The following is a 15,702-nucleotide window of genomic DNA, read 5'->3' as shown; positions in this document are numbered from 1 at the left end:
CCGTGCCTGCTGCCTCTCCCCCGCTCCCCGCCGACCGCTTCCTCAACCGTGAGCTGTCCTGGCTGGACTTCAACTCGCGGGTCCTCGAGCTGGCCGAGGACGACGGCCTGCCGCTGCTGGAGCGGGTGAAGTTCCTGTCGATCTTCGCCAGCAACCTCGACGAGTTCTTCATGGTCCGCATCGCCGGGATGAAGCGGCGGCAGAGCACCGGGCTGACCGTGCGCTCCCCCGACGGCCTGACCATCCGGGAGCAGCTGGCCCGGGTCACCGAGCGCACCCAGGCCCTGGTCCACCGGCACGCCAGCGTCTTCGACAAGGACGTGGCGCCGCGGCTGGCCGAGCAGGGCATCCGGATCATCCACTGGTCAGACCTGGCCGAGGCCGACGCGATGCGGCTGCGGGAGTACTTCCGGGACCAGGTCTTCCCCGTGCTCACGCCGCTGGCGGTCGACCCCGCGCACCCCTTCCCCTACATCAGCGGGCTCTCGCTGAACCTCGCCGTCTCGGTGCGCGACCCGGACACCGGCGCCCCCCGCTTCGCCCGGATCAAGGTGCCCAACAACGTGCCGCGGTTCATCCCGATCGGGACGAACACCCGCAGCACGGACGCCGAGGCGGTGTTCCTCCCGCTGGAGGACCTGATCGCGGCGCACCTCACCGCGCTGTTCCCCGGCCTGGACGTGATCGACCACCACCTGTTCCGGGTCACCCGCAACGCCGACCTGGAGGTCGAGGAGGACCGCGACGAGGACCTGCTGCAGGCGCTGGAGCGGGAGCTGGCCCGGCGCCGGTTCGGCCCGGCCGTGCGCCTGGAGGTCACCGAGACGATGGACCCGCAGATCCTCGACGTCCTGGTGCACGAGCTGGAGATCAGCCCGGCCGACGTCGTCTCGGTGCCCGGGCTGCTCGACCTCGGCTCGCTGATGGCGCTCTACGACCTGGACCGCCCGGAGCTCAAGGACGAGCCGTTCGTGCCGGCCACGCACCCCCGGCTCAGCGAGGGCGAGACCCCCAAGAGCGTGTTCGCCACGCTGCGCGAGGGCGACGTGCTGGTGCACCACCCCTACGACTCCTTCGCCACCAGCGTGCAGCGGTTCATCGAGCAGGCCGCGGCCGACCCGGACGTGCTGGCGATCAAGCAGACGCTGTACCGCACGTCCGGTGACTCCCCGATCGTCTCGGCGCTGATCGAGGCGGCCCAGGCGGGCAAGCAGGTGGTCGTCCTGGTCGAGATCAAGGCCCGGTTCGACGAGGAGGCCAACATCAGCTGGGCCCGCTCGCTGGAGCGCGCCGGCTGCCACGTCGTCTACGGGCTGGTCGGCCTGAAGACCCACTGCAAGACCGCGCTCGTCGTCCGGATGGAGCACGGGGTGATCCGCCGGTACTGCCACATCGGCACCGGCAACTACAACCCGAAGACCGCCCGGATCTACGAGGACCTCGGCATCCTCACCGCCGACCCCCGGGTGGGCGCGGACCTCACCGACCTGTTCAACACCCTCACCGGCTACTCCCGGCAGACCACCTACCGCTCGCTGATGGTCGCCCCGCACGGGATCCGCACCGGCCTGGTCGAGAAGATCCGCCGCGAGGCCCGGCACGCCGCGGAGGGCAAGCCCGCAGGCATCCGGATCAAGGTGAACTCGCTGGTCGACGAGCAGATCATCGACGCGCTGTACGAGGCGTCGCTGGCCGGCGTGCCGGTCGAGCTGGTCATCCGGGGCATCTGCGCCCTGCGACCGGGCGTACCGGGGCTGAGCGAGAACATCCGGGTCCGCTCGATCGTCGGCCGGTTCCTGGAGCACTCCCGGGTCGTCAACTTCGCCAACGACGGTTCCCCGGAGTGGTGGCTGGGCAGCTCCGACCTGATGCACCGCAACCTGGACCGGCGGGTCGAGGTGCTGCTGCGGGTCAACGACCCGGTGGCCGCCCGCCAGCTGAACCGCATGTTCGACGAGGCGATGGCCCCGGACGTGCGCAGCTGGCAGCTGGCCGGCGACTCGACCTGGACCCGCACCGGTGAGCGCGACAACCAGAAGGAGCTGCTGGCGCTGCGGGGTGAGAACGCTGGCTGAGGACGACCGGTTGATCCCCGCCGCCGGCGGCGTGGTCTGGCGCACCGCGGACGACGGCACGGTCGAGACCGCGGTGGTGCACCGGCCCAAGTACGACGACTGGTCGCTGCCCAAGGGCAAGCTGGACGCCGGAGAACACCCGCTGGTCGCCGCGGTCCGGGAGGTCGGCGAGGAGACCGGCCTGCAGGTCGCGGTCGGCCGGCGCAGCGTGCAGACCCGGTACGCCCACCGCCAGGGCCCCAAGCGGGTCGACTACTGGGTGATGCAGGCCGTCGGCGGTGCCTTCGCGCCCAACGACGAGGTCGACGAGCTGCGCTGGCTGCCGGTGCCCGAGGCCGTCGACCTGGTCAGCCACAGCCACGACCGGGCCGTGCTCGAGGACCTCACCCGCACCGACTCCCCCCGGGCACCCCGGGTGCTGCTGGTGCGGCACGCCTCGGCCGGCGACCGGTCGGACTGGGACGGCCCGGACGAGACCCGCCCGCTGGACCGCCGGGGCCGCGCGCAGGCCGCGACGCTGGCCGCCGTCCTGCCGGTCTTCACGCCGTCCCGACTGCTGGCTGCCCCGCCGGTGCGCTGCGGACAGACCCTCGACCCACTGGCCCGCGAGCTCGGTCTCCCCGTCGGGCCGGTGCCCGAGCTGGGTGAGGAGGGGTTCGACGCCGACCCGCAGGCCGGGGTCGAGCTGGTGACCCGGCTGCTGGCGGACACCGACGCCGCCGGCCCGGTGGTCATCTGCAGCCAGGGCGGCGCCATCCCCGCGCTGCTGCTCGCGCTGGGGGTGCGGTGGCACGACACCGCCGGGGCGCTGTGGCCGCCGTCGGCGAAGGGCAGCGTGTGGGCGCTCGGCGGCCGACCCGGCGCCCTGGTCGCCGACTACTACCGCGACTTCACCGCCGACCCCGCGGCCCCGGCCGGCACGCTGACGCCCAGCAGCGCCGGCCGGAGCTGAGGTCGGCCCCCTCTCGGGGGCCGACCTCAGGCGGGAAGCGCCGGCAGGGAGCGGGGCAGCCAGGCCGGGCGCGCGGCCTCGAACGCGGTGATGTCGTCGAGGTGCCGCTCGGTGAGGCCGACGTCGTCCAGCCCCTCGAGCAGCCGCCAGCGGGTGTAGGGGTCGACCTCGAACGGCACGGTGACCGAGCCGTAGGTGACCTGCTCGGCCCGCAGGTCCACGGTGACCGGGGTGGCCGGGTCGGCCTCGATCGTGGCCCACAGCGCCTCGACGTCCGGCTCGGACATCAGCACGGTGAGCAGCCCGGACTTGGTCGAGTTGTTCTTGAAGATGTCGGCGAACCGGGAGCTGATGACCACCCGGAAGCCGCCGTCCAGCAGCGCCCAGACCGCGTGCTCGCGGGAGGAGCCGGTGCCGAAGTCGGGCCCGGCGACCAGGATCGAGGCGTCGGCGTACTGCGGCTGGTTGAGCACGAAGTCCGGCTCGTTGGTGCGCCAGGCGACGAACAGCCCGTCCTCGAACCCGGTGCGGGTGATCCGCTTGAGGTACTCGGCCGGGATGATCTGGTCGGTGTCGACGTTGCTCCGCCGCAGCGGGGCGGCGGTGCCGGTGTGCGTGGTGAAGGCGTCCATGTCGGTCAGACTCCAGCGGGGATCGGGGCGTCGGGCAGGTCGGCGGGGGCGGTGAGCCGGCCGGTGAGCGCCGTCGCCGCGGCGACGGCCGGGGAGACCAGGTGGGTGCGCCCGCCCTTGCCCTGCCGGCCCTGGAAGTTGCGGTTGCTGGTGGAGGCCGCGCGCTCACCCGGCTTCAGCTGGTCGGGGTTCATGCCCAGGCACATCGAGCAGCCCGCGCCCCGCCACTCCGCGCCGGCGTCGAGGAAGACCCGGTCCAGCCCCTCGGCCTCGGCCTGCAGCTTCACCTGCACCGAGCCGGGGACGACGAGCATCCGGGTGCTGGCGTCGACGTGCTTGCCCTTCAGCAGGGCGGCGGCGACCCGGAGGTCCTCGATCCGGCCGTTGGTGCACGACCCCAGGAAGACGGTGTCGACGTCGATCTCGCGCAGCGGGGTGCCGGCGGTCAGGCCCATGTAGGCCAGCGCGGACTCGGCGGCCCGGCGCTCGTTCTCGTCGGCGATCGTGGCCGGGTCGGGCACCGCGGCGTCGATCGGCAGCCCCTGGCCGGGGTTGGTGCCCCAGGTGACGTAGGGGGTCAGCGAGGCCGCGTCGATGTGCACCTCGTGGTCGAAGACGGCGTCGTCGTCGGTGGTGAGGGTCGACCAGTGCGCGACGGCGGCGTCCCAGTCGGCGCCCTGCGGAGCGTGCGGACGGCCCTGCAGGAAGTCGAACGTCGTCTGATCGGGGGCGATGAGCCCGGCGCGGGCGCCGGCCTCGATCGACATGTTGCAGATCGTCATCCGGGCCTCCATGGACAGCGCCTGGATCGCGCTGCCCCGGTATTCGATGACGTGGCCCTGGCCGCCGCCGGTGCCGATCTGGGCGATGACGGCGAGGATGACGTCCTTGGCCGAGACGCCCGGGGGCAGCTCGCCGTCGACGGTGACCGCCATCTGCTTGGCCGGCAGCTGCGGCAGCGTCTGGGTGGCGAGCACGTGCTCGACCTCGCTGGTGCCGATGCCGAAGGCAAGTGCACCGAAGGCGCCGTGGGTGGAGGTGTGGCTGTCGCCGCACACGATGGTCATGCCCGGCTGGGTGAGCCCCAGCTGCGGGCCGATCACGTGCACGATCCCCTGGTCCCGGTCGCCCATCGGGGCCAGCCGGATGCCGAACTCGGCGGCGTTGCGCCGCAGGGCGTCGACCTGGGCCCGGCTGATCGGGTCGGCGATCGGGGACAGGATGTCCAGGGTCGGGACGTTGTGGTCCTCGGTGGCCATGGTCAGGTCCGGACGGCGCACGGTGCGCCCGGCGGCCCGGAGCCCGTCGAAGGCCTGCGGGCTGGTCACCTCGTGCACGAGGTGCAGGTCGATGTAGAGGAGGTCGGGCTCTCCCGCCGTCCGCCGGACGACGTGCTGCTCGTACACCTTCTGCGCCAGGGTCCTGCCCACGGGGTCCTCCTCGTTGCCATCTCACATGTTGGGATGCGAGTATTACGACGTGGGACAGCCTAACCCCGTCGCGGTCCTGGACAAAGCCGTGGCCATCCTCCGCGCCGTGTCGGCCGAGCCGGCCAGCCTCGCCGAGCTGGTGGCGCGTACCGAGCTGCCGCGGGCGACCGCACACCGGCTCGCCACGGCCCTGGAGGCCCACCGCCTGCTGCGGCGCACCGACACCGGCGCCTGGGCCCCCGGCCCGGCACTGGCCGAACTCGGGCGGGGTGGCGTCGACCTGGGCGACCTGGCCGGCCGACACCTGGCCGTGCTGCGCGACAGCACCGGCGAGAGCGCCCAGTTCTACGTGCGGGACGGCAGCAGCCGGGTGTGCATCGCCGTCGCCGAACGCGCCAGCGGGCTGCGCGACACCGTACCCCTGGGCGCCCGACTCCCCCTGACCGCCGGATCGGCGGCGCACGTGCTCCTGGCCTTCTCCCCCGCCGAGGAGGTCACCGCCCTCCTGCCGGCGGCGAGCTTCACCGCCCGCACCCTGCTCGACGTCCGCCGCCGCGGCTGGGCGCACAGCGTCGCCGAGCGTGAGGCCGGGGTCGCCTCGCTGTCCGCCCCGGTGCGCGACGGTGCCGGCGGCGTGCTGGGCGCCGTCTCGATCTCCGGCCCGGTCGAGCGACTGGGCCGCCGCCCCAGCCCGGAGGTGGTCTCCGCCGTCCTGGACGCCGCCGTCGCCGTCTCCCGGGCCGCGCGCTGACACGCTTGTTCGTTCCTACGTAGTTCCGTACTGTCCGACGCGTGGACGACGCCCGCCTGACCCGGATCGAGGAGCGGCTCGCCGCGCTGGAACAGCAGCGGTCGCAGCCACCCGGTCCCGTGCCACCGGACCGCGAACGGTTCTGGCTGCTGCACGGGCTGGCCGCCGAGGCGGCCGAGCTGCCGGGTGGTGCGGTCGCCTACGGCGGGCAGGTGCGCCTGCCCGGCGGCGAGGAGTACGCCTGGCAGCGCACCCACGACGCCGAGGGGCTGCGCGCGGCCGGGCCGGACGACGACGAGACCCGCACCACCGCGCTGTCGGCCCTCGCCCACCCGGTCCGGCTGCGGCTGCTCCGGGAGGTGCTGGGCGGGCACACCACGACCGCGGCGCTGGCCGCACTGCCGGGCCTGGGCACCACCGGGCAGCTGCACCACCACCTGCGCCAGCTCACCGCTGCCGGCTGGCTGCGCACGGCCGGCCGGGGCACGTACGCGGTCCCGGCCGAGCGGGTCGTGCCGCTGTACGTCGTGCTCGCGGCGGTGGCCCCGTGACCGGCGCGACCCTCCGGCGACTCGTGGCCCGTTCCCGTCCGCCGCTGCCCGCGCTCGGCGTGCTGCTGATCCTGGCGGACACGGTGGACCTGCTGACCTGGGGTGCGCTGGCCGGCATCGTCGTCCTGGTCGGGTTCGGCCTGCTCGACCGGGTGCGGCCCCCCGCCGCCCCGGTGCGCGTGGTCGACTCCCCGGTGCGCGGCCCGTGGCGGGCACTGAACTCCCCGGCCACGAAGGTCCCGTCGCACGGGGTCAACAGCCTCGGCCAGACCCACGCCATCGACCTGGTCCTGGACCCGCCCGACGGCAGCCGCCCGGAGTTCGGCTCCGGCGGGCACTGGCGCCGGCCCGAGGAGTACCCGGCGTTCGGGCAGCCGGTGCTCAGCCCGGTGGACGGCGTCGTGGTGCGCGTGCACCAGCGGCGGCGCGACCACCGGGCCCGCAGTGGCTGGCTGTCGATCCTCCACCTGCTGGTGGTCGAGGGGTTCGTCCGGCAGGTGGGCGGCGCCCGCTGGCTCGCCGGCAACCACGTCGTCGTCCGGGCCGACGACGGGGCGTTCGCCGCCCTCGTCCACCTGCGCCGCGGCTCGGTCCTGGTGGAGCGGGGCCAGCGGGTGATCGCCGGGCAGCAGCTGGCCGAGTGCGGCAACTCCGGGAACAGCAGCGAACCGCACCTGCACGTCCAGCTGTGCGACTCCCCGGGGCTGGGTGGTGCCGCCGGCGTCCCGATGGCCTTCCGCGCCGGTGCCGCCGACGGCGCCGACGGGCTGCCGGCCGACGGCGAGCTGCTCGGCGTGGCCGTCCGGTGACGCACGACGGCCCGCGGTGGGGATCCCCACCGCGGGCCGTCGTCGTGTCCTGCCGAGGGCTACCGGCCGGCGGTGTCCGCTCCGCCGGTGGGGTCCTCGACGGCCTCGCCGCCCTCGACGACCACCGGCCGCAGCCGGGTCCAGGCGACGAAGACCAGGGCGAAGACCAGCATGCCGATGCCGGCCCACAGGTTGGCGTTCACGCCACCGGTCTTGGCGGCCTCCTCCGCGCCGTAGTCGACGATGCCCAGGACGATCAGGACGACGCCGTAGAGCCCGATCAGGGCCGCGATGACGACCCGGACGTCGTAGGCGCCCGCGGTGTGCCGGCCGCCGGTCGCCGGCGTCCCACCCGCGTCCTGCCCGTTGCTCGGAGTGCTCATGGGGTGCTCCTCTCGGGAACGCTGGTGACGGTCAGCGGAAGATCAGGTTCAGTGCGATGACGAGCACCAACGAGATGCCGGCGAGCTTCGTCGGCGACTGGTACCAGGGCAGCTTGTGCGCCTCGGGGTCGGTGCGCACCTCCTTGGGCGTCTCGGAGTAGACCAGCCCGGCCAGCTCGGAGACCGGCTTCGGCGCGGTCACCATGCTCACCGCGACGCTCACCACGATGTCCACCACGAACGCCGCACCGGCGGCCACGAAGCTGGCGCCCTGCCCCTCCAGCCCGATCACGCCGACCTCGCTCAGCGACCACACCAGCACCGCGGCGAGCGTGCCGGAGACCAGTCCGGCCCAGCCTGCGGTCGGGGTCATCCGCTTCCAGAACATGCCCAGGATGAAGGTGGCGAACAGCGGGGCGTTGAAGAAGCCGAAGAGCGTCTGCAGGTAGTCCATCAGGTTGTCGAAGCCCGCGGCGATGAGCGCGGTGAAGATGGCCGTCACCGTGGCCCCGACGGTCGCCAGCCGGCCGACCTTCAGGTAGTACTCGTCGGGGCGGTCCTTCTTCACGTACTGCTGCCACAGGTCGTAGCTGAAGACGGTGTTGAAGGCCGAGATGTTGGCCGCCATGCCCGCCATGAACGACGCCAGCAGGCCGGCGATCGCCACGCCCAGCAGGCCGTTGGGGAGCACGTCGCGGATCAGCAGCAGGATCGAGTCGTTGTAGGTGACCCCGGGGTCACCGCCGGCCTTCAGCTCCTGCACCTCGTTGACCAGGACCGCGGCGATCATGCCGGGGACGATCACGATGAACGGGATGAACATCTTCGGGAACGAGCCGATGATCGGGGTGCTCCGTGCGGCCGACATCGACTTGGTGGCCATCGCCCGCTGGACCTCGACGAAGTTCGTCGTCCAGTAGCCGAAGGAGAGCACGAAGCCCAGGCCGAAGACGATCCCGATGACCGACAGCACCGGGTTCTCGATGCTCGTCAGGTCGCTGGCCGGCCAGGAGCTGAGGTCGTTCTCGTTGCCGCCGTCGCGGATCGAGTCGATCAGCCCGCCGACGCCACCCACCCGGTTCAGACCGATCAGCGTCAGCGGCAGCAGCGCGGCCACGATGACGAAGAACTGCAGCACCTCGTTGTAGATGGCCGCCGACAGGCCGCCGAGGGTGATGTAGCTCAGCACGACCGCCGCGGCGACGATCAGCGAGATCCACTGCGGCCAGCCCAGCAGGGCGTTCACGACGGTGGCCAGCAGGTAGAGGTTGATTCCGGCGATGAGCACTTGGGCGAGCGCGAAGCTCAGCGCGTTCACCAGGTGGGCGCCGGTGCCGAAGCGGCGGCGCATGAACTCCGGGACGCTGCGCACCTTCGACCCGTAGTAGAAGGGCATCATCACCACGCCCAGGAAGAGCATGGCCGGCACGGCGCCGATCCAGAAGTAGTGGAACGTGGCCATGCCGAACTGGGCGCCGTTGGCCGACATGCCGATGATCTCGACGGCGCCGAGGTTGGCCGAGATGAACGCCAGACCGGTCACCCAGGCGGGCAGCGACCGGCCGGACAGGAAGAAGTCGAGGCTGTCGGACACCCGGCTGCGGGCGGCGAAGCCGATGAGCAGGACGACGGCGAAGTAGGCGGCGACGAGCGCGTAGTCGACGAGGTTCGCGTCGAGTCGCAGGCTCTCCTCCGCGGCGAGGACCACCGGGGTTCCCTCCAGGTTCGGTGAGATCGGGTCTCCGGCCACGGATGGCCGGGGACCTCTGCCTGCCTCACAGAGCGGGCACGGTGGTGCGGCGCGATGATCAGCCCGGCGAAGCTAACACCGGATCACCACTCCGGCACTTCGTTGGTCACCGCAACGGGTGACGGCTGTGACCGCCGCCATGCGGGCGCTCCACAGAGACGACGAGAGCCCCCGACCCGGGTGGGTCGGGGGCTCTGTCCGGTGTAGCCCCGAAGGGATTCGAACCCTCGCTACCGCCGTGAGAGGGCGGCGTCCTGGGCCGCTAGACGACGGGGCCAGGTGGTGCGGCGCTGATTCTGCCAGACGGCCGGGACCCGCTCGCGGGACCCCTCTCCCGTGGCGCCGCCTCCGGGGCGCCCGGCGGAACGGAGGTGCCCGGAGGCGCACAGCGACGACAGAGCCCCCGACCCGGTGGGTCGGGGGCTCTGTCAGATGTAGCCCCGAAGGGATTCGAACCCTCGCTACCGCCGTGAGAGGGCGGCGTCCTGGGCCGCTAGACGACGGGGCCAGGTGGTGCAGTGGTGCGGTCGTGCTGAGGAGCTGTGCTCCTCGCTGGGGTACCAGGACTCGAACCTAGACTAACGGAACCAGAAACCGTCGGGCTGCCAATTACCCCATACCCCATTGGCCGTGCAGCACCTTGCGGCGCCGGGAAAGAACACTACCCGATCCCCCAGGAGCCAGCACGAGCACCCCCCTCGTGGGCGCGTCAGCCCCCCGGTGGCCGGCCCCAGCCGCTGGCGGACGGCGGCGCGGCCCAGGCACCCGGCGCCGCCGGAGGACCCCACGGCGGCTGGGCAGGTGGCGTGCCCCACGCCGGACGACCGGGGGCCGCCGTGGGGGCAGGCGCCGGCAGCTGCAGCGCGGGGCTGAGCAGCTCCGGCCGCAGCCGTCGGCTGGCGACGGCCACCCAGACGAGGAAGGCGACCATCCCGGACATCCCGAGCAGGGTGGTCACCCAGCTCAGGGCGCCGCCGGGGTCGGCGGTGGCCAGCTCCTCGCCCAGGGCACCGGCCAGCACGAAGATCACCACGTTGTTGACCGCGTGCAGCGCGATGGCGGCCTCCAGCCCCCCGGTCAGCCAGACCACCCCCGACAGCACGAGGCCGATGACGAACCGGTAGAGGAACGACTCGGCGTCCGGCGGCAGGTGGGCGGCGGAGAACAGGGCGGCCGTCAGCACCGCCGCGACCACCGCGCCGGCCTGTGGTCGGCCCACCCAGCCGGCGATCGCCTGGCTCAGGTAGCCGCGGAAGACGTACTCCTCGGCCGCGCACTGCAACGGCGTCGTCAGCAGCACGACCAGCAGCAGCCAGCCGAAGGAGGAGGTCGGCCCGGTGATCGACAGGTCGGTGGCCGCGACGGTCAGCAGCAGGCCGGCGGCGACCGCCAGCCCGAGGGTCGCCAGTGCCCGCCAGGTCCAGGGCAGCAGCATCCGCCAGCGCAGTCGGCCCAGCACCGAGGACGACCAGCCGATCCGCAGCCCGTGCGGTACCAGCCAGCACACCCACACGATCGGGATCGCCACGATCAGCGAGGCGTTGGTGAACAGCAGGACCCAGACGTCGGTGAGGTCCGTCATGGCGAGGTCGGGCACCACGCCGGTCAGGTAGACGACCAGCACCAGTACCACCGCTGCCACCCCGTAGAGGACGGTGAACAGCAGCAGGCCCAGCAGCGGCCGCCACCAGGCCCAGTCCCGTGTCCGCATCAGCAGCTCGTACCGCTGCGGGGTGTCGTGCGGCGGCGCCCCGGGCGGAGTGACCGGCCGGGGCGGTCGCGGAGGGCGCTGCGGGGGGCTGGCAGCCGGGTACGGGCCACCGGGAGGCGCCCACCCCGGCCCGGCCGGCCAGCCGGCGGGACCGCCCGGCGGCGGGCCGAGCGGGACCCGGGGCGGGGCGCCGTACCGGCCGGTCGGCGGCGGGCCGGCGTACGGCGGCTCACCCTGCCCCCAGGCGCTCCAGCCCCCGCCGGTCATCCGGTCGCGATCCCGCGGGCAGCGGCGAGCCGGGCCAGGGTGAGCTCGCGACCCAGCAGCTCCATCGACTCGTACAGCGGTGGGGAGACCGTCCGGCCGCTGACCGCCACCCGGACCGGCCCGAAGGCCTGCCGCGGCTTGCGGCCCAGCCCCTCGACCAGGGCCTCCTTGAGCGCCGTCTCGATCGCCGGGGTCGTCCACTCCGGCAGCGCCTCCAGCGCCGCCGACGCGGCGTCCAGCACCTCACCGGCACCGGCGCCCAGCTGCTTGTCCGCGGCCGCCGGGTCGATCTCGACGTCCTCGGTGAACAGGAAGCCGAGCAGCCCGACCGCGTCGGACAGCACGATCATCCGCTCCTGGGCCAGCGGCGCGATGGCCTGGAGCGTGGCGGCCTGCTCGGCGGTGGGCGGGTCGGCGACCAGCCCGGCGCCGGCCAGGTACGGGGCGACCCGGGAGATGAACTCGTCCACCGGCAGCGCCCGCAGGTGCGTGGCGTTGATCGCCTCGGCCTTCTTCAGGTCGAAGCGGGCCGCGTTGGCGTTGACGCTGTCGACGTCGAAGGCAGCAGCCATCTCCTCGGGCGAGAAGACGTCCCGGTCCTCGGCGATCGACCAGCCCAGCAGCGCCAGGTAGTTGACCAGGCCCTCGGGCAGGAAGCCACGATCGCGGTAGACGTCGAAGTTCGACTGCGGGTCCCGCTTGGACAGCTTCTTGTTCCCCTCCCCCATCACCAGGGGCAGGTGTCCGAAGCGAGGCGTCCCGCTGGCGACGCCGATGTCGGTGAGGGCCGCGTAGAGGGCGAGCTGGCGGGGGGTGGAGGACAGCAGGTCCTCCCCACGCAGCACATCGGTGATCCCCATCAGGGCGTCGTCGACCGGGTTCACCAGCGTGTACAGCGGGGTGCCGTTGCCCCGGACGAGCACGAAGTCGGGAACCGCAGCGGCGGCGAACCGGACCTCGCCGCGGACGTGGTCGTGCCAGGTCAGGTCGGCGTCGGGCATCCGCAGCCGGACGACGGCCTCCCGGCCCTCCGCGAGGAAGGCGGCCCGCTGCGCACCGGTCGTCGTCCGGTCGGCGTTGTCGTACCCGAGCTTGGGGTCCTGGCCGGCCGCGGCCCGCCGGGCGTTGACCTCCTCCGGCGTGGAGAACGACTCGTAGGCGTGCCCGGACTCGAGCAGCCGGGCGACGACGTCGCGGTACACCTCGCTGCGCTCGGACTGCCGGTAGGGGCCGTGCGGACCGCCGATCTCGGGACCCTCGTCCCAGTTCAGCCCCAGCCACCGCAGGCAGTCCAGCAGGTGCCGCTCGGACTCCAGGGTGTTGCGGGCGGGGTCGGTGTCCTCGATCCGGACCACGAACTGACCACCGGTGTGCCGGGCGTAGGCCCAGTTGTAGAGCGCCGCCCGCATCACGCCGACGTGCACGGTGCCGGTCGGCGACGGGCAGAAGCGGGTGCGCACCGGGCCGGCCGGGGCGGTCATCGGACGCCGGCCGTGGAGGTCGGGTCGGCGCCGGCGACGGAGCTGGTCAGCGTGCCCAGCCCCTCGATCGTGCACTCCACCCGCTGCCCCGGCGCGATCGGGCCGACACCGGCCGGGGTGCCGGTCAGCACCACGTCACCGGGCAGCAGGGTCATCACCTGGGAGATGTGCGAGATCAGGGTCGGCACACCGAACAGCAGCTGGCTGGTCCGCCCGGACTGGCGCAGCTCGCCGTCCACACTGCAGGTGATCTCCAGGTCCGCAGGGTCCTTGCCGAGGCCGGCCAGGTCGGTCTCGATCCACGGGCCCAGCGGGCAGAAGGAGTCGAAGCCCTTCGCCCGGGTCCACTGCCCGTCGTTGCGCTGCATGTCCCGCTCGGTCACGTCGTTGCCGATCGTGTAGCCGAAGACGCTGGACAGCGCCTGCTCCGGGCTCACCTGACGGGCGCCGCGCGCCCCGATGACGACGGCGAGCTCGACCTCGTGGTGCACGTTGGTACTGCCGGCCGGGATGCGGATCGCGTCGCCCGGGCCGATCACCGTGGTGGAGGGCTTGAGGAAGACCAGCGGCTCCTTCGGGGCGTCCCCGGTCGCCATCTCCTGCACGTGGTCGGCGTAGTTCTTGCCGATGCCGACCACCTTGCTCGGGAGGATCGGCGAGAGCAGCCGGACGTCGGCCGCGGCGTACCGCTGACCGCTGAAGGAGATCTGACCGAACGGGTGGCCTTCGATCTGGGCGACCTGGCCGTCCCCGTCGAGGACCCCGAAGGACATGCCGGCTGGGTGGGCGAAGCGGACGATGCGCACGTCCTCAGGCTAGTCGGGGCCCGATGTCCGGCCACCGTGCGGCGCCCCCAGGTCGCTACCGTGAGCCATGGCCGCCCGGATCACCGCAGTCGCCGTCGACTCCACCGACCCTGCCGCGCTCGCCCAGTGGTGGGCAGAGGTGCTCGGCTACGAGGTGCAGGACACCGACGATGACGGCGTGGTGACGATCGGCCCACCGGGGCAGGAGCCCAAGGGCCCACAGCCGGTGCTGGACTTCGTCCCGGTGCCCGACCCGACACCGGGCAAGCGCCGGCTGCACCTGGACCTCAACGCCACCGACCGGTCGCAGGCCGAGGAACTGGACCGGCTGCTCGCCCTCGGCGCCACCCCGGTGGACGTCGGCCAGGGCCCGCTCACCGAGGAGATGACCTGGCACGTGCTGGCCGACCCGGAGGGCAACGAGTTCTGCCTGCTGGCCAGCACGGTGGCGCCGCTCAGGGGTTGACCGCTCAGGGGTTGAACTCGGCCTCCGGGGCCACCTCGACGTCCAGCAGCAGCGGGGCGTCGAGGTCCCGCAGCCGGGGCAGCACGTCGTCCAGCACCTCCAGCAGCTCCTCGTGGCTGCTGATCCGCCGGGCCGGGCAGCCCAGCGCGGTGGCCAGGGCGGAGAGCCGGACCTCCGGGAAGCTCGGCCACGGCGCCTTGCCGGCCCCCTGCCGCTCGACCAGCTTGTCCATGATCGCGTAGCCGCCGTTGGCGAAGACGACGAACAGGACGCCCACGCCGTAGCGGGCCGCCGTCCACAGCGACTGGACGGCGTACATCGACGAGCCGTCGCCGAGCACCGCGACCACCGGCCGGTCGGGGCGGGCCATCCGGACGCCGATGGCGGCCGGCATCCCGAAGCCGAGGCCGCCCATGGCCACGCCCAGGTACCCCAGTGGCTGCCGCGAGGGGACCATCTCCTCCAGCACCTGGCGGGTGGACGGCGACTCCTCCACCACCACGGTGTCCGGGTCCAGGCGCCGGGCGAGCTGGGCGTAGACGTGCGGCGCCCGCAGCGGCTCCCCCGGTCCCGGCGGCGGCACGGTGACCGGCGTCCGCGGTGGGCCGGGTGGCAGCCCGCGGTCGGTCACCCGCTCGGCGAGTGCGGTGCAGAAGACGCCCGGGTCGGTGAGCACGGCCAGGTCGGCGGGGCTCCGGTGCACCTCGGCCGGGTCCTGGCTGACCTGCACGATGCGGGCGCCGGGGTCGACGAAGGGCCCGGGCTGGTAGGGGTACTGCCGGAAGGCCGGGCCACCGACCACCAGCACGAGGTCGTGGCCGGCCAGCACCCCGCGCAGCCGCTCCCGGCCGGCGGGCAGCAGCCCCTGGTACTGCGGGTGGTCCTGGGGGAAGCCGGCCCGGGCGCCGAAGGCCTCCTGGCGCACCGGGGCGGCCAGCCGTTCGGCCAGCTGCACCAGCGCGGCCCGGGTGACGGCGGTGTCCGCCCCGGCCCCGACCACCAGCGCCGGGGACCGCGCGCCGTCGAGCAGCTCGGCGACCTCGGCGACCGTCGCCTCGTCGACCCCGACCGGCCGCCGCACCACGGTCGCAGCGGCCAGTGGTCCGGCGTCGGACATCGGCTGCGCCCAGTCGTCCATCGGGACGACCACGATCGCCGGGCCGCGGCCGGTGACCGCCTCGTGGTGGGCCCGGGCGATCGCCCCCGGGACGTCCTGGGCCCGGACGGGCTGGTCGACCCAGACCGGGTAGTCCCCGGCCAGGCCGGCGAGCCGGCCGGCCAGGAAGGGCTCCAGGGCGAGGTGCCGCCGGTCCTGCTGGCCGACCACGACCACCAGCGGCGCCCGGTTGACCCGGGCGGTGGCCAGCGCGCCGACGGCGTTGCCCAGGCCCGCGGTGGTGTGCAGGTTGACCAGTGCGGGCCGGTCGTGGGCGATGGCCCAGCCGGTGGCGATGCCCACCACCGACCCCTCGTGCAGCGCCAGCACGAACTCGATGTCGTCGGGCAGCCCGGCGAGGAAGGGCACCTCGGTCGAGCCCGGGTTGGCGAACATCGTCGTCAGGCCCAGCCGGCGCAGCACGTCGAACGTGACGTCCCGGACCGTCGGCGTCACCGGAGGGGTGGTGGGGTCGGGCACGG

14 protein-coding genes and 3 tRNA genes are annotated in these 15,702 nt (G+C 73.3%); 6 read left to right on the top strand and 11 right to left on the bottom strand.

The window, feature by feature from the left end:
• The first annotated feature begins 2 nt into the window (after positions 1-2).
• The gene (locus O2W15_RS14295) at positions 3-2,075 is read left to right on the top strand and encodes an RNA degradosome polyphosphate kinase (protein ID WP_269179878.1); all 2,073 of its coding nucleotides are present in this window, start codon (positions 3-5) and stop codon (positions 2,073-2,075) included.
• 10 nt (positions 2,076-2,085) lie between these two features.
• Positions 2,086-3,027 (top strand): NUDIX hydrolase, encoded by a 942-nt coding sequence (locus tag O2W15_RS14290; RefSeq protein WP_269179877.1) that lies wholly within the window; start codon positions 2,086-2,088, stop codon positions 3,025-3,027.
• 26 nt (positions 3,028-3,053) lie between these two features.
• Here O2W15_RS14290 and leuD read toward each other — a convergent pair whose 3' ends face one another.
• Together leuD and leuC are read right to left on the bottom strand one after the other, a co-directional pair.
• Complete coding sequence (gene leuD, locus O2W15_RS14285) at positions 3,054-3,659, bottom strand: 3-isopropylmalate dehydratase small subunit (protein WP_269168741.1); 606 nt, start codon at positions 3,657-3,659, stop codon at positions 3,054-3,056.
• 5 nt (positions 3,660-3,664) lie between these two features.
• On the bottom strand, positions 3,665-5,089 hold the full coding sequence (gene leuC, locus O2W15_RS14280; protein WP_269179876.1) for a 3-isopropylmalate dehydratase large subunit: 1,425 nt from the start codon (positions 5,087-5,089) through the stop codon (positions 3,665-3,667).
• An 88-nt stretch (positions 5,090-5,177) separates the two neighbouring features.
• Between leuC and O2W15_RS14275 the strand changes: the two genes are divergently transcribed.
• Genes O2W15_RS14275 through O2W15_RS14265 form a run of 3 tightly spaced genes read left to right on the top strand, consistent with a single transcriptional unit; the run spans position 5,178 to position 7,200 of the window.
• Positions 5,178-5,840, top strand: coding sequence for an IclR family transcriptional regulator (locus O2W15_RS14275; RefSeq protein WP_241176056.1), 663 nt, complete (start codon positions 5,178-5,180; stop codon positions 5,838-5,840).
• 41 nt (positions 5,841-5,881) lie between these two features.
• Positions 5,882-6,391 carry an ArsR/SmtB family transcription factor gene (locus O2W15_RS14270; RefSeq protein ID WP_269179875.1) on the top strand — a complete coding sequence of 170 codons (510 nt, stop codon included), beginning with the start codon at positions 5,882-5,884 and terminating at the stop codon, positions 6,389-6,391.
• Positions 6,388-7,200, top strand: coding sequence for a M23 family metallopeptidase (locus O2W15_RS14265; RefSeq protein WP_269179874.1), 813 nt, complete (start codon positions 6,388-6,390; stop codon positions 7,198-7,200). Before O2W15_RS14270 ends, O2W15_RS14265 begins: the two co-directional genes overlap by 4 nt.
• 59 nt (positions 7,201-7,259) lie before the next feature.
• Here the strand turns inward: O2W15_RS14265 and O2W15_RS14260 are convergent, their stop codons facing one another.
• From O2W15_RS14260 to O2W15_RS14225, 8 genes are all read right to left on the bottom strand, one after another.
• Positions 7,260-7,583, bottom strand: a complete 324-nt coding sequence (locus tag O2W15_RS14260; protein ID WP_269165312.1) for a hypothetical protein — start codon at positions 7,581-7,583, stop codon at positions 7,260-7,262.
• 31 nt (positions 7,584-7,614) lie between these two features.
• Positions 7,615-9,333, bottom strand: a complete 1,719-nt coding sequence (locus tag O2W15_RS14255) for a sodium:solute symporter family protein (protein WP_269179873.1) — start codon at positions 9,331-9,333, stop codon at positions 7,615-7,617.
• 204 nt (positions 9,334-9,537) lie between these two features.
• Positions 9,538-9,610, bottom strand: a tRNA-Glu gene (locus tag O2W15_RS14250).
• A gap of 158 nt (positions 9,611-9,768) precedes the next feature.
• A tRNA-Glu gene (locus O2W15_RS14245) sits at positions 9,769-9,841 on the bottom strand.
• 44 nt (positions 9,842-9,885) lie between these two features.
• Positions 9,886-9,957, bottom strand: a tRNA-Gln gene (locus tag O2W15_RS14240).
• Between the two features lie 85 nt (positions 9,958-10,042).
• Positions 10,043-11,044 carry a CPBP family intramembrane glutamic endopeptidase gene (locus tag O2W15_RS14235; protein ID WP_269179872.1) on the bottom strand — a complete coding sequence of 334 codons (1,002 nt, stop codon included), beginning with the start codon at positions 11,042-11,044 and terminating at the stop codon, positions 10,043-10,045.
• 263 nt (positions 11,045-11,307) lie between these two features.
• On the bottom strand, positions 11,308-12,792 hold the full coding sequence (gene gltX, locus O2W15_RS14230) for a glutamate--tRNA ligase (RefSeq protein ID WP_269179871.1): 1,485 nt from the start codon (positions 12,790-12,792) through the stop codon (positions 11,308-11,310).
• Positions 12,789-13,598, bottom strand: a complete 810-nt coding sequence (locus tag O2W15_RS14225; protein ID WP_269165316.1) for a fumarylacetoacetate hydrolase family protein — start codon at positions 13,596-13,598, stop codon at positions 12,789-12,791. Before O2W15_RS14225 ends, gltX begins: the two co-directional genes overlap by 4 nt.
• Positions 13,599-13,665: 67 nt before the next feature.
• Here O2W15_RS14225 and O2W15_RS14220 point away from each other — a divergent pair, with 67 nt between their 5' ends.
• Entirely contained in the window at positions 13,666-14,064 is a 399-nt protein-coding gene (locus O2W15_RS14220) for a VOC family protein (RefSeq protein ID WP_269179870.1), read from the top strand.
• Positions 14,065-14,068: 4 nt separating this feature from the next.
• Here the strand turns inward: O2W15_RS14220 and mdlC are convergent, their stop codons facing one another.
• Positions 14,069-15,700: a benzoylformate decarboxylase gene (gene mdlC, locus O2W15_RS14215; protein ID WP_269179869.1), complete on the bottom strand. Its 1,632-nt coding sequence runs from the start codon at positions 15,698-15,700 to the stop codon at positions 14,069-14,071.
• Positions 15,701-15,702: the final 2 nt, after the last annotated feature.

The sequence above is a fragment of the Modestobacter sp. VKM Ac-2979 genome (genome assembly GCF_026967995.1).
Classification (GTDB): Bacteria; Actinomycetota; Actinomycetes; order Mycobacteriales; family Geodermatophilaceae; genus Modestobacter.
Note: the sequence above shows the minus strand (reverse complement) of the source record. Positions and strands in the feature narration are given on the sequence as shown.